Source organism: Pseudomonas sp. C8002, assembly GCF_013385765.1.
Taxonomy (GTDB): Bacteria; Pseudomonadota; Gammaproteobacteria; order Pseudomonadales; family Pseudomonadaceae; genus Aquipseudomonas.
Genome location: NZ_JACAPJ010000015.1, coordinates 129,474 through 142,956 on the forward strand (window position 1 = coordinate 129,474; position 13,483 = coordinate 142,956).

Annotated in this window: 10 protein-coding genes; 5 read left to right on the forward strand and 5 right to left on the reverse strand. The window is 61.3% G+C overall.

From position 1 onward, the window contains the following. The first annotated feature begins 78 nt into the window (after nt 1–78). Entirely contained in the window at nt 79–1,329 is a 1,251-nt protein-coding gene (locus HX814_RS21810) for an aspartate aminotransferase family protein (RefSeq protein ID WP_003210380.1), read from the forward strand. 44 nt (nt 1,330–1,373) lie between these two features. Here HX814_RS21810 and HX814_RS21815 read toward each other — a convergent pair whose 3' ends face one another. Together HX814_RS21815 and HX814_RS21820 are read right to left on the reverse strand one after the other, a co-directional pair. Next, nucleotides 1,374–1,757 carry a DUF1640 domain-containing protein gene (locus HX814_RS21815; protein ID WP_177008173.1) on the reverse strand — a complete coding sequence of 128 codons (384 nt, stop codon included), beginning with the start codon at nt 1,755–1,757 and terminating at the stop codon, nt 1,374–1,376. A 1-nt stretch (nt 1,758) separates the two neighbouring features. After that, a complete protein-coding gene (locus HX814_RS21820; RefSeq protein ID WP_003210383.1) occupies nt 1,759–2,016 on the reverse strand; it encodes a hypothetical protein in 258 nt (85 codons plus the stop codon). 294 nt (nt 2,017–2,310) lie between these two features. Between HX814_RS21820 and HX814_RS21825 the strand changes: the two genes are divergently transcribed. The 4 genes from HX814_RS21825 (at nt 2,311) to HX814_RS21840 (ending at nt 8,740) form a co-directional block, all read left to right on the forward strand. Then, nucleotides 2,311–3,648 (forward strand): carbohydrate porin, encoded by a 1,338-nt coding sequence (locus tag HX814_RS21825; RefSeq protein ID WP_177008174.1) that lies wholly within the window; start codon nt 2,311–2,313, stop codon nt 3,646–3,648. Nucleotides 3,649–3,761: 113 nt separating this feature from the next. Further along, on the forward strand, nt 3,762–6,179 hold the full coding sequence (locus HX814_RS21830; protein ID WP_177008175.1) for a glucose/quinate/shikimate family membrane-bound PQQ-dependent dehydrogenase: 2,418 nt from the start codon (nt 3,762–3,764) through the stop codon (nt 6,177–6,179). A 244-nt stretch (nt 6,180–6,423) separates the two neighbouring features. Then, on the forward strand, nt 6,424–7,281 hold the full coding sequence (locus HX814_RS21835; RefSeq protein WP_177008176.1) for a 2OG-Fe(II) oxygenase: 858 nt from the start codon (nt 6,424–6,426) through the stop codon (nt 7,279–7,281). Nucleotides 7,282–7,315: 34 nt separating this feature from the next. Beyond that, the gene (locus HX814_RS21840) at nt 7,316–8,740 is read left to right on the forward strand and encodes a pyridoxal-dependent decarboxylase (protein WP_023659141.1); all 1,425 of its coding nucleotides are present in this window, start codon (nt 7,316–7,318) and stop codon (nt 8,738–8,740) included. Between the two features lie 30 nt (nt 8,741–8,770). Here HX814_RS21840 and HX814_RS21845 read toward each other — a convergent pair whose 3' ends face one another. From HX814_RS21845 to HX814_RS21855, 3 genes are all read right to left on the reverse strand, one after another. Next, nucleotides 8,771–11,107 (reverse strand): bifunctional diguanylate cyclase/phosphodiesterase, encoded by a 2,337-nt coding sequence (locus HX814_RS21845; RefSeq protein ID WP_008438502.1) that lies wholly within the window; start codon nt 11,105–11,107, stop codon nt 8,771–8,773. Between the two features lie 201 nt (nt 11,108–11,308). After that, the gene (locus tag HX814_RS21850; protein WP_102368164.1) at nt 11,309–12,484 is read right to left on the reverse strand and encodes a PotD/PotF family extracellular solute-binding protein; all 1,176 of its coding nucleotides are present in this window, start codon (nt 12,482–12,484) and stop codon (nt 11,309–11,311) included. After that, nucleotides 12,481–13,455, reverse strand: coding sequence for a GTP-binding protein (locus HX814_RS21855; protein WP_177008177.1), 975 nt, complete (start codon nt 13,453–13,455; stop codon nt 12,481–12,483). The genes HX814_RS21850 and HX814_RS21855 overlap by 4 nt, the downstream gene beginning before the upstream one ends. Nucleotides 13,456–13,483: the final 28 nt, after the last annotated feature.

Genomic DNA, 13,483 nt, shown 5'->3' on the forward strand with positions numbered 1-13,483 from the left:
CGACTTTATTTCGTTTGCGGGGCAAGGCGGCTCACGGCTTAGATAAAAGGACGCATCCTATTCTTGAGTCCCGGATCCATGAGCCGCGAAACCATCAGCCAATCGATTTCCATCGTCCACCCCATCAGCCTCAGCCATGGCCGGAACGCCGAAGTCTGGGACACCACCGGCAAGCGCTTCATCGATTTCGTCGGCGGCATCGGCGTGCTCAACCTGGGCCACTGCCACCCGCGTGTGGTGGAGGCGATCCGCGACCAGGCCACCAGGCTCACCCACTACGCCTTCAATGCCGCGCCTCACGCGCCCTACATCGAACTGATGGACCGTCTTACCGCATTCATCCCGGTGGATTACCCGGTCAGTGGCATGCTCACCAACAGTGGCGCGGAAGCGGCGGAAAACGCCCTGAAAATTGTCCGCGGCGCCACTGGCCGCACCGCCGTCATCGCCTTTGACGGTGCGTTTCACGGGCGCACGCTGGCGACGCTCAACCTCAATGGCAAGGTCGCGCCCTACAAGCAAAAAGTCGGCGTATTGCCGGGGCCGGTGTTCCACCTGCCCTACCCCAGCCGCGACAACGGCGTGACCTGCGGCGAAGCACTCAAGGCGATGGACCGCCTGTTCAGCGTGGAAATCGACGTCGACGACGTGGCCTGTTTCATCATCGAACCCGTGCAGGGCGAAGGTGGTTTCCTGGCGCTGGACGTGGAATTTGCCCAGGCCCTGCGACGCTTCTGCGATGAGAAAAACATCCTGTTGATTGCCGATGAAATCCAGTCCGGCTTCGGCCGCACCGGCCAGCGCTTCGCCTTCTCACGCCTGGGCATCGAACCGGACCTGATCCTGCTGGGCAAAAGCATCGCCGGCGGTGTGCCGTTGGGTGCGGTGGTGGGTCGCAAGACATTGCTCGACAACCTGCCCAAAGGCGGCCTCGGCGGCACCTACTCCGGTAACCCGATTGCCTGCGCGGCGGCCTTGGCCACCCTGGACGAAATGACGGACGAGCACCTGCAAGGTTGGGGCGCGCAGCAGGAAGAAGCGATCGTCAGTCGCTATGAATCATGGTGTTCGAAAAGGCTCTCCCCCTACCTCGGCCGCTTGACCGGCGTGGGCACCATGCGTGGCATCGAACTGGCCAACGCTGACGGCAGCCCGGCGCCACAACAACTGGCCCAGCTGCTGGCACTGGCCCGCGAGGCGGGTTTGTTGCTGATGCCCAGCGGCAAATCGCGGCATATCATCCGCCTGCTGGCGCCGTTGACGATTGAAGCGGCGGTGCTGGAGGAAGGGCTGGATATTCTTGAAGAGTGTTTGGCGAAGTTGGCTTAAAAACCAAAAAGCCCGGCGGGAAGCCGGGCTTCGAACGGAAAACGTCAGTGGACGAGTCGGGCGACGCCAAAGGCGATGGCAGACAAGGCGCCAGCTGTTCCGACAAACCATTTCAGCAGTCGGGTTTCCAACGATTGCATATCCGTTCTGAAATTGGCGATTGAGAGATCCAACCCGGAGGTTGCTTCGAGCAGGTCGATTTTGGTCTGCATCAGATCGGACTTGGTGGCCATGTGCTCCTGCATGCCATCCAGCTTCGTCTCGACGCGCTCCAATCTTGCCTCAACTTGTGAAATACGCTTTTCCAAATCGTTTTCTCCTCCGTTGCCCCCACCGCCTGCGCCGCCTTTGCGGTCGTAGCCTGATGACGAACCTTGACGGTACTCCTGGCGAAGATAGCTCACATTATCCTTGAGGTCATTCGCCATTTCAGGCCTCCTTCTTTTGGGTCAAAGCATTCAGTCCATCAGCTACACCTTCCATGCAGTCGATAAACTCATTCAGCTTCACCCATGCTTCATCTGCCGCCTGTTTTACATCCACGTCTTCACTATGTTTGAGCGCACCGGACAAGCTAATGATGCCGGAGCCGAGCCTAGCAATTGCACTGTGATACTGACCGAGAATAATGACTAATTCCCCGGCTGTTACGGCCTTTGCCTCACCCACGTTGTCGTCGCCTTCCATGTCGACCCCCCATCTGTTTTGGTGACGCAGATAACCACGCCCTCAAACACAAACCAACGCACAGATTGCTACCAAATCCGACGATCCAGCGCACTATTACCAAATCCGAAAGAATCCATCTTCCGTTTAGCCCTTTCTCTCCCCGCGCCAGGGCTTTATCCTTGTCAGCAACAAACTGAAACGTTTCATCATTCCACCAAACCATCGACCGCCCGTGTTCAACGCCCTTGTGCGAACGCGCCAGGCCGCTGTTTGCGTTTCAAAACCATAAAATATTAAGACCCCATTTTGCCTATGCCTGCTTTCCCAAACCTGCGCCTGTGCGCTGCGCTGTTACCGTTCGGCCTGATCAACTGTGCCCAGGCCGCACCTGCCTTTGACGCTGAATCACCGTGGATGCTGGGTGATTTCGGCGGCACTCGGACAGCGCTGTCTCAACAAGGCTACGACTTCAAATTCGACTACACCGGCGAAATGGGCAGCAACCTGCACGGCGGCTCGGATCACGACCGCACTGCGCGCTACAGCGACCAATTCGGCCTGGGCACGCACCTGGATCTGCAGAAGATCCTCGGCTGGCACGACGCCGAGTTCCAGTTGACGGTGACCGAGCGCAGCGGCAACAACATCACCAATGACCGGGTCAACGATCCGCGTGTGGGCGGTTTTACCTCGTCCCAGGAAGTCTGGGGCCGTGGCCAGACCTGGCGCCTGACGCAGATGTGGTACCAGCAGAAATTCTTCGACCAGAAGCTCGACATCAAGGCCGGGCGCTTTGGCGAAGGTGAAGACTTCAACAGCTTCCCCTGCGACTTCCAGAACCTCGCATTCTGCGGTTCGCAGGTCGGTAACTGGGTTGGCAGCATCTGGTACAACTGGCCGGTGAGCCAGTGGGCGTTGCGGGTCAAATATCACCTGACGCCCGAGTTGTACGCCCAGGTCGGCGCCTACGAACAGAACCCGTCCAACCTCGATCGCGGCAACGGCTTCAAGCTCAGCGGCAGCGGCACCCAAGGCGCCCTGCTCCCGGTTGAGCTGGTGTGGACGCCTACGCTGAACGGCCTGCCCGGCGAATACCGCGCCGGCTACTACTACAGCAGCGCCAAGGCCAGCGATGTGTATAAAGACCGCAACGACCAGCCGGCAGCCCTCAGCGGCGAGGCCTATCGCAGCGCCTCCAGCAAGCACGGGGTGTGGCTGGGGGTGCAGCAGCAAGTCACCAGCCTGGCCAGCGACCATTCTCGGGGCTTGAACGTGTTCGCCAACGGCACGATGCACGACAAGAAAACCAACGCTGTGGATAACTACGTGCAAGCCGGCGTGGTCTACAAGGGCCTGTTCGACGCCCGCGCCAAGGACGATATCGGTTTCGCCGTGGCCCGGGTGCACGTCAACCCGGCCTACCGCAAGAATGCCGAGGCAAGCAACCAGGCCCACGCGGTATACGACTTCGATGACCCATCCTACCTGCCGATTCAACACACGGAATACAGCGCTGAGCTCTATTACGGCATCCATGTCACCCAGTGGCTGACGGTGCGCCCGAACCTGCAATACATCCGTCACTCCGGAGCCGTGGCCCAGGTGGATGACGCGCTCATCGGCGGGATCAAGCTGCAAAGCTCATTCTGACGTTGTAAGTAAATTCTGAAGAAAACGAATTAGCCCTGAACCAAGCCTGCGCCGGAACGTCATCTACAGTGAACTGTGCGCAATCAATTCAAAACGTAACGGAGAACCACACTATGAGCACTGATGGTGCTTCAAGTCCAAGTCGCCTGCTGCCCAGGCTGCTGGGGATCTTGCTGCTGATAATGGGCCTGGCCTTGTTGGCCGGGGGGATCAAGCTGAGCATGCTCGGCGGGTCGCTGTATTACCTGCTGGCCGGTCTCGGCATCACCGTCACAGGCCTGTTGCTGCTGGCAACACGCCGTGCGGCGCTGGGCTTGTACGCACTGGTGCTGTTTGCCAGCACCGTATGGGCGCTGTGGGAAGTCGGCCTGGACTGGTGGCAACTGGTACCGCGCCTGGCCCTGCTGTTTGCCCTCGGCATCGTCATGCTGCTCCCGTGGTTCCGCCGTCCGTTGCTGCGTGGCCAAGCCTCGCCGCTGGGCACTGGCGCGCTGAGCGTCGCGGTCGTACTGGCCGGCGCCGCTGCATTGGCCAGCCAATTCACCGACCCGGGCGCCATGGTCAAGAAAGGCCAGCTGGACCGCGATGCGGTACCGGGCATGGCCAGCACTGCGCCGGCCCAGGCTGATGGTGAGTGGAACTCCTATGGCCGTTCGGCCTTCGGTGATCGTTACTCGCCACTCGCACAGATCACTCCGGAAAACGCCCACAAGCTGGTTCCAGCCTGGACCTTCCGTACTGGCGACATCCCTGGCCCAGGCGATCCCGGTGAAACCACCGCGGAAAACACCCCGCTGAAAGTCAACGGCATGCTCTACGTGTGCACGCCTCACAGCCAGGTGATTGCCCTGGACCCGGACACCGGCAAGGAAATCTGGCGTTTCGACCCGAAGATCAGCAGCGAAGGTGCTGCCAACTTCAAGGGTTGGGCGCACATGACCTGCCGTGGCGTGTCGTATCATGATGACGCGGTCTATGCCTCGGAACAGAGCCCGACTGGCAGCGCCAGCCCGGCCGCCGCGCCGAATGCCTGCCCGAAACGCATCTTCGTCCCTACCGCCGACACCCGTCTGATCGCCCTGAACGCCGACACCGGCAAGATGTGCGAAGACTTCGGTGACAAAGGCCAGATCGACTTGCGTGCCAACATCGGCACCTTCGCCCCGGGCGGTTACTACTCCACCTCGCCACCGGCCGTCACCAAGAACCTGGTGGTAATCGGCGGTCACGTGACCGACAACGTCTCCACCGACGAGCCTAGCGGCGTGATCCGTGCGTTCGACGTCCACACCGGCAAGCTGGTGTGGAATTGGGACAGCGGCAACCCGGACGACACCACCCCGTTGGCCGAGGGCAAGACTTACACCCGCAACTCGCCAAACATGTGGTCGATGTTCGCGGTGGACGAAAAACTCGGCATGCTCTACCTGCCGATGGGTAACCAGATGCCCGACCAGTACGGCGGCGACCGGACTCCGGACTCCGAGAAGTACAGCGCCGGCCTGACTGCCCTGGACATCGACAGCGGCCACGTGAAGTGGACCTTCCAGTTCACTCACCATGACCTGTGGGACATGGACGTGGGCGGCCAGCCTTCGCTGATCGACATCAAGACCGCTGACGGCGTGAAGCAAGCGGTGATGGCGTCGACCAAGCAAGGCAGCATCTACGTGATCGACCGCTCGAACGGTCAGCCTGTAGTGCCGATCAATGAAATCCCTGTACCGCAAGGCGCAGTGGCCGGCGATCACACCGCACCGACCCAACCGAAGTCCGACCTGAACTTCATGCCACCGCCCCTCAAGGAGCGTGACATGTGGGGCGTGACGCCGTTCGACCAGATGCTGTGCCGGATTGACTTCAAATCCATGCGCTACGACGGTCCGTTCACCCCGCCGTCGCTGCAGGGCTCGATCGTTTACCCAGGTAACTTCGGCGTGTTCGACTGGGGTGGCATTTCCGTCGACCCGGTTCGCCAGATCGCGTTCGTGAACCCAAGCTACATGGCGTTCAAATCGAAACTGATCCCGGCCGCCGACATTGCCAAGCAAGGCCCACGGGTCAGCGAAACCGAAGGCGTGCAGCCGAACAAAGGCGCGCCATACGGTGTGATCCTCGAAGCCATGCTGTCGCCACTGGGCCTGCCGTGCCAGGCGCCGGCGTGGGGTTATGTGGCCGCGGTCGACCTGACCAACCACCAGACCATCTGGATGCACAAGAACGGCACCGTGCGTGACAGCTCGCCGGTTCCGATTCCACTGACCATGGGCGTGCCAAGCCTGGGCGGGACTTTCACCACCGCCGGTGGCGTGTCCTTCCTCAGCGGTACCCTTGACCAGTACCTGCGTGCCTATGACGTGAAAAACGGCAAGCAGTTGTGGGAAGGCCGCCTGCCGGCAGGCGCGCAAACCACACCAATGACCTACACCGGCAAGGACGGCAAGCAGTACGTGCTGGTCATGGCCGGCGGTCATGGTTCCCTGGGCACCAAGCAGGGTGACTATGTGATGGCGTTCAAACTGCCGGATTAAGCAAAACCGGCAGTAAGAAAAAGGCGGCTACCTAAGTGGGTAGCCGCCTTTTTTTATGCGTGAAATAAAGCGATCCGATAGCGCCGATGTATTTAAAAGTTTACTCGGAAAAGTCCTATACCGCCCCAAAAGTCTTTCCCTCAACTTTGGCCCTGCGCCATCCGACGCTCACTGTCGCCAGTAAATCCCCAGCCAAACAAACGTTATCTATATGACGTGCTGTAACTAACATGGAGTTTTCATCATGACGGACCTCAACAGCGTTGAATCAATACCTGCAGTCCAGCATAGCCAGACGCCCGGGATCCTGGCGCTTGAGCAACTCGACACACTCAGCCTGGAAAAACTTATTCGTGGAGAAATACTTGCCATCCGGGTACCTGACTACGCGAATGAACAAACCAGCGAAGTACTAAATAAACATATCAACGAAACGGCGACGCTCCAGGAATATAACCACGAGACCTATGAGCACGGAAAAGTTGTCCAGCATTTCTATGGTGTCCATCGCTGGGGAACACCGTTCAACTCCACCTACGGCAAGGCCGCAGACAGCTATTCGCAACAGAAATACTACGCAGACGCCACCCACATGCGCTGCGTGATCGATGACCTCTGTGCCCCGCGCAAACCACCCATCCATCTACTGATGGAGCATATCCGGCAGGTGTGGCCAGAAGGCGCGACAACCGCGGCGTTCCAGGGCCAGCCGATGTTCTGCGGCATTATCCGCGCCATGTTCCCGGAGACAGCCCACCTCTCCGAAACAGTCCCCCATGTCGATTGCCTGCCCTTGTCGATTGCAGAACTGGAACATCAATTCAGCGCGAATATTTACCTCGAAGTACCACCTTCGGGAGGTGAACTGGTCATTTGGGATACCGAGGCGTTTACCTACGACGAGGTCATCCGTTTCGAAGGGGCGGAACTGCCCGAAGATCGTTTGCAAAAACCGCTGCGCATCCAGCCGCAGAAAAACGAACTGGTGATTATCAATACTCGCCGTCCCCATGCCATTTGCGGTTTCGATTCAGGCAAGCGCATCAGCATCCAGTCGTTTATCGGCTATACCACTGGCCAGCCGTTTTACTTCTGGTGCTAACGCCTTTATTTCTCTTTCTGACGGACACCCTGATATGACACCTGAAGAATTCCGCCGACATGGCCACGCCATGATCGACCTGATTGCAGACTATCGACAAAACATCGAGCAACGCGGTGTGCAACCCACCACGGCCCCGGGAGAAATCAGGTCCGCATTGCCGGCCAGCCCGCCTGAGACAGCCGAACCGTTCGAACAGATCATGGGCGACGTCGAAACACTGATCATGCCCGGTCTGTTGCATTGGCAGCATCCAAGTTTCTTCGGGTTCTTCCCGTCGAATGTGGAACTGTCCTCCGTCCTCGGCGATTGCTTGAGTACCGGCCTGGGCGTGGTGGGATTGTCGTGGCAATCGAGCCCGGCCCTGACCGAAATCGAGGAAGTCACCACCGATTGGCTGCGCGACATGATCGGCCTGAGCGCCAACTGGAGCGGAGTGATCCAGGACTCGGCCTCGACCTCCACCCTGGTGGCGCTGATCAGCGCCCGCGAACGCAGCTCCCACTACGCGCTGATGCACGATGGCCTGCAAAACAGCGGCGCCCCCTTGATCGTCTACACCTCGGCCCACGCCCATAGTTCAGTGAACAAGGCCGCGATCCTGGCGGGGTTCGGCCAGAACAATATCCGTACCGTGGCAACCGACGAACACAATGCAATGTCACCGCATGCATTGGAGCGGGCAATCGAACAAGACCTGGCTGCCGGGAACAGACCCTGTGTGGTGATTGCGACCACCGGCACAACGGCAGCCATGGCCATCGATCCCCTGGAAGCCATCGGCGCCCTGACGCAACGCCACGGCCTGTGGTTGCATGTCGACTCAGCCATGGCCGGGGCCGCGATGATCCTCCCGGAATGCCGCGCGCTGTGGCACGGCATTGAGAACGCCGACTCGCTGGTCCTCAACCCTCACAAATGGCTGGGGGCGGCGTTTGATTGCTCGGTGTACTTTGTACGCGACCCCGAGCACTTGATTCGCATCATGACCACCAACCCCAGCTATCTACAGTCCAAGGCTGACGGCCAGGTCAGGAACTACCGCGACTGGCGGATCTCCCTGGGCAGCCGGTTCCGCGCGCTGAAGCTGTGGTTCCTGATCCGCGAGCAAGGCGTCAGCGGCCTGCAGGCCCGGCTGCGGCGTGACCTGGCGAATGCCCGCTGGCTGGCAGAACAGATTGAAGGCAGCAAACACTGGAAACTGGTAGCCGCCGTCACCCTGCAAACCTTGTGCATTCGCCACGAGCCACCAGGCCTTGATGGTGAGGCGCTGGATACCTACACCCGGGCCTGGGCGGAAAAGCTCAACCATTCAGGCAGCGCCTACGTCACTCCCGCGGTGCTCGACGAGCGCTGGATGGTACGCGTGTCCATTGGCGCGCTGGGGACGGAGCGCCACCACGTCGAAGGCTTGTGGGAACGGTTGCAAACCCTGGTCGATGCAACGGTTGAACACTGAAAGACCGGCGTCGGTGCAGCCACCGACGCCCTAGACCGGCACGCGCTCGCGGCGCATCCACATCTCAAACGCCATGGCATTCAACGGCCGGCTGATCAGATAGCCCTGGGCCGTGTCGCACTTCCAGAGCTTGAGCAGCTTGAGGCTGGGCTCGAACTCCACCCCTTCGGCCACCACCTTGAGCCCCAGGTTGTGGCTCATTTCGATGGTCGAGCGCACGATCACGCCGTCGCCGGAAGTGCTGTCGAGGTTGCGCACAAACGACTGGTCGATCTTCAATTCCTGCACCGGCAGGCGTTGCAGTTGCGCCAGGGATGAATAGCCGGTGCCGAAGTCATCCACCGACAGGCTGATGCCACAAGCGCGCAGTTGCTCCAGCACGCTGAGGGCCTGGGCCGGGTTGTGCATGATCGCGCTTTCGGTGATTTCGAAAATCAGTTGCCGGGCCGATACCCGGTAGTGCGCCAGCAACTCGGTCACCCGCGGGGCCAGGCCGTCATCGGCCAGGTCATCCACCGAGATGTTCACCGACAACTGCACCTCCAACCCGCGCACCGCCCACTCGGCCAGTTGGCGAATGGCTTCTTCGATCACCCACTGGGTCAGGCTGCCCATGCTGCCGGTGCGCTCGGCCAGGGGAATGAACTCGGCCGGCGACACCAGGCCCAGGGTCGGGTGCTGCCAGCGCAACAGCGCTTCGGCCTGGCGCACATGGCCATGGTGCAGGTCGAGCTTGGGCTGGTAACACAGGTACAACTCGCCCTCCGTCGGCGCCCGGCGCAGGTCACGAATCAGGCTGATCTGGCGTTGATGGGCGAGGTCGCGGTCCTGCTGGTAGATCTGCAAGTAACCCGGGAACGCTGCCGCATCGTGGCGGGCAATCGCGGCGCGGCTGATCAGCTCTTCAACCTGCTGGCCGTCGGCCGGGTAGGCGGCGATGCCGATGCTCACTTCGTGGCGCAATTCATCGCCACCAATGCGCTGGGGTTCGGTGAGCAGCCCATACAAGCGGTCAGCCAGGGCCACCGCGCGGTCGATCGCAGTGTTTTCCAGCAGCAGCAAAAACTCGCTGCCGGTGATGCGCGCGGCGGTGTCGCTGGCCGACAGGCTCGACAGCAGGCAGCGGCTGGCTTCGCGGAGCATTTCTTCCACGCCTTCCGGGCCGTAGCCTTCGTTGATCACCCGGTAGTTTTCAATCCCCAGGTACAGCAACACCACCGGCCGGCCAGCGCTGATGGCGCTGCCCAGGCGCTCCATGGCCAGCGCGCGGTTAGGCAGGCCGGTGAGCGGGTCGTGCAAGGCGTTGTGGGCCAGTTGTCGCTCGCGTACCGCGATCCCGGTTTGCATGGCGTTGAAGGCCTGGGCCAGCAGGCCGAATTCATCGTGGCTGCGCACCTGTACCGGTGTGCGGTAGTCACCGGCCCCGATGCGTTCGGCCGCCTGCACCAACGCATTGAGTGGGCGTGAAACCCGCCGCGCCAGAAACAACGCACCCGCGAGCGACACCAGCAGCACCACCAGGGCGATCGCGAGAAATTGCCGGTCCAGCGGCGCGAAGGATTCAAGGGCGTGGTCCAGCGGGCTTTGCAGCAGCACCCGGACCTCGCCACCATCTGCCGTGTTGCCCAACGGCAGCACCTGGCTGAGATAGCGCTGGCCGTGGAACAGGTTCAATTGCGCCACCGGAGTGATGTACGCGCCCTGCAGGTCGCTGGCAATCGACGCCTGTAGCGCCTCGGGCTGAGTACTGAACAATTCGCCGGGCTGACCATGCTGCGCGCTGATGAACGACACTTCCAGGTTGCTCATGGAGCGCAATTCACTGGCAAAGATTTCGTCCATGGGAAAGCCCATGGCGACACGGGCGATCGGCGCGGGGTCGACGACTTCCTGTTGCACCAGCAGGAAAGGCCGGCCATCCAGGGCCACGATCAACATTTGCAGGCCGCTGCGCCGGGCCTGGCGCAAGGCATCGTTATAGGGAAAGGCCTGGCCGGACGTCAGCGCCGGTAACGTGCTGACCATCACGCGGCCGTCGAGCCCCAGCACAAATACCTCGCTGGAACTCAGGCCGGTGCCATGCCGGCGCAGGGTCGCGAGAATCGCGTCGGGCTCGCCATCGGCGACAGCCTGGCGAAACGGCAGGTCCGCCGTCAGCCAGTTCAAGCCGTATTGCAGGCGCCGGCCACGCAGGTCGAGCAGGCGTTCGAACACCTGGCTGCCGGTTTCCAGCTGCACCTGGGCCTGGTTTTCCACGGCGCGATTGGTGGCGGTCTTCACCGCGAAATACACCGCCGCCACGACCACCAGCAACAGCAGCGCCAGCACCCCGGCAATCCGGGTTTGAAACGTATGGCGCCACCTCATTCTGTTGCCCTCTGGCAGCGCCTGCCCCCTCCAGCCGAAACGTCCCTTCGTCATACGCGTCCCTCGCGACAGCTGAACCGGCGTCAAATAAATATCCTTTTTACAGGGATATTTGAATTATCCAGATTAGCTGCGCAAGAGAAGAAGTGCACCCAATAAATACGGGAGTTTATATGTCATTAATTTGGCGACAGGCTGCCGTTACGACGTTCGCGCCCGCATGAAGTCCCCCCAACGCCGCACGAGATAGTTGTGCTCATCCATCACCGAGTTCCACACCGCGATATGCCCCATGCGCTGTTCATAGGAACCGCCGTCGCGCACGTCACCCACATCGATCAGCGGTAAGCCATCGCTGCCCAACAGCTCTTCCCGGGCGGGCAGGCCGGCGTACCAGTAGTCCCATTCGGCGCTGCTCAGGTGATCTCGGCTGCGAGCCGGGTTGCCGATGTAATAACCCTGGCGCGCCATCACCGCACCCGGCCAGCCGGACAGCCACCAGTTGAGGTAGGCATAGGCCGCATCCAGCACCGGGCCCTTGGCATGGCGCGACAGCGACAACCCGCCGAACCAGGCGCGATAGCCTTCACGGGGCACCGCCAGGCGGTATTTGACCCCGGCCCGATGCAGGCGCATCAGGGTCGGTGACCACAGGCTCTGGATATCGATGCTCGGGCTGAGCATCAGTTGCGCGGCTTCCTCGTCATCGGACCAGAACGCCGCGAAGTGGCCTTCCTTCTGTTTACGCACCAGGATATCGGCCAGTACATCGATCTCTTCGATGCTCATGTTGCCGATGTCCTTGAAGCTCGCGAGGCCCGCGCCTTGCACGGCCAGCGCCGCGTCCAGGGCGCCGATGGCGGCGTCGCTCTGCAACGCAGTGCGTGCGCCCCAGGCCGGGTCCAGCAACCAGCCCCAACTCTCGTTGCCGCGGTTGAACCCTTCGGGCAAGCGCTCGGGGCGGTAGGCGAAACTGTCGGCGTTGTGGGTCAGGGGCAGCATGCTGATGCGTTCGGTCACGGTGCTGCCGAGGCTGCCGTCGTGCTGCACGAAGAGGCGCTCGCTGGGCACACTGCCGCTGCCCAGACGGTCGTTGGCGGACAAGCGTCCGCGCTTGGGCAGGTCGTTGATCTCGTGCCACAGCGCGATGCGCCGGGTGTCGATCGGCTGGATCGCCCGCGCCGGCCACACGAAATCGACGTTGTGAAACCACTGGTCGTAGAGGTCGTAGCTGTCAGGTTGCATCACCGCAATGCGCTGGGCCTGCTCGACATCATGCACCTGGTACACCAGGCGAATGCCCAGCTCTTTTTCCGCTCGCACACGCAAGGTTTCGAGCAAGGTCACCGAGGTGCCGAGGACGCGAAGCGTGATCATGCGGCGAACCTTCTGGAGAACACTTCAAAGGAGCGCCGCAGCAGAGCCGGGTCAAGCCCGCGCAGGATAAACACCAAGCGCGATTGCCGATCGGTCCCCGGCCAGGCAGGCAGGTGAACCGGGGCATGCAGGCAATGCTGCACGCCATGAATGACGATGGGAGCGTTACTGGCGTTCACGTTGAGCAGTCCTTTGACGCGAAGAATACGTTCGCCGTGGCATCTTAACAGCATCGATAACCAGACCCCGAAACCGACCCAATCCAGTGGCTGATCGAAGGTCAGGCAACAGACTTGCGCAGCGCCGTGGTTGGCGGCGGTGGTTTGATGGAGTTTCCAGCGGCGGACTTCTGCAGCGGGCTCGGCACTGCGCAGGCCTTCGCCAAGCAGCAGTTGTTCACCGCTGTCGATATCGCAGGTATTGAGGATCGGCGTGCCGGCGTTCAGTGCCTGCAAGTGCAAGCGCAACGGGCCACAGTCTTCGACGAGGTCGGTCTTGCTCAACAGCAGGCGATCGGCAGCGGCCACTTGCGCCAGCCATTCCGGGTGCAGGCGCTCTTGCAAAGCGGCGTGGCTGGCGTCCACCAGCGTCACCACCAGGCCGATATGAAAGCGCCCGCGCAGTTGCACGTCGTTGTTCAAGGTCGCGAGGATTGGCGCCGGGTCGGCCAGGCCGGTGGTTTCCAGGATCACCCGCTTGAAGGGCGGAATCTCGCCCCGCTCACGACGCTGCAACAGGCCGAGCAAGGCGTCTTTCAACTCGCCGCGAATCGAACAGCACACGCAGCCGCTGGGCAGCAGCACCGTGTCCGGCGCGACTTCCTCCACCAGCAGGTGGTCGATGCCGACGTCGCCGAACTCATTGATCAGCAACGCCGTGTCGCCCAGGCTTTCACCTTGCAGCAGGCGCTTGAGCAAGGTGGTCTTGCCGCTGCCGAGGAAGCCGGTGATGACGTTTAGCGCGATGCTCATAGTTCTACCTCAATGATGCCCCTGCAGG